This is a genomic window from Methylobacterium nigriterrae (genome assembly GCF_037106235.1).
GTDB lineage: Bacteria > Pseudomonadota > Alphaproteobacteria > Rhizobiales > Beijerinckiaceae > Methylobacterium > Methylobacterium nigriterrae.
This window is the reverse complement of record NZ_JBAWTG010000537.1, coordinates 1-478: the sequence shown is the minus strand read 5'-3', so window position 1 is coordinate 478 and position 478 is coordinate 1. Positions and strand designations below refer to the sequence as shown.

The 478-nt window shown below is 70.1% G+C and carries 1 pseudogene; it reads right to left on the bottom strand.

Going from position 1 to position 478, the window contains the following annotated elements:
* Positions 1 to 61: 61 nt before the first annotated feature.
* Positions 62 to 478, bottom strand: a pseudogene (locus WDW90_RS38130) (TolC family outer membrane protein); the annotation flags it as partial.

Sequence of the window (478 nt, the reverse complement as noted above, 5' to 3'; positions counted from 1 at the left end):
GCGTTCCGAACACAGTCCAGGGGAAACCGGAGCCGCCCGAATGCGGCTCCGGGCGCGCGCCTCAGCGGCCGTCCGGCGTGCGCACGCCGTACCAGAGATCCTTGACCTGATCGAAATGCGTCTTCGGGCTGTAGGCCGCCACCGGCACAGCGATGAAGCGGGCGGTCAGGCGCCCGATCTGCTGCACGACGCCGTAGGAGAACACCACGCGGTTGCGCTGGGCCACGATCAGGTTCACGCGGGCGTTCAAGAGTTCCTGCTGCGCGTTCAGCACGTCGAGGGTGGTGCGCTGGCCGACGCGGGCCTCCTCGCGCACGCCGTTCAGCGCCACCTCGTTGGCCTGGACCTGGGCCTGCGAGGCGATCACCTGGGCCTTGGCGGCCTCGAGCTGGCCCCAGGTGGTGACGATGGCGGAGCGGATCTGGTCGCGCACGAACTCGGCCTGCAGGCGCGTCTGGCCCACGAGCTCCTTGGCCTG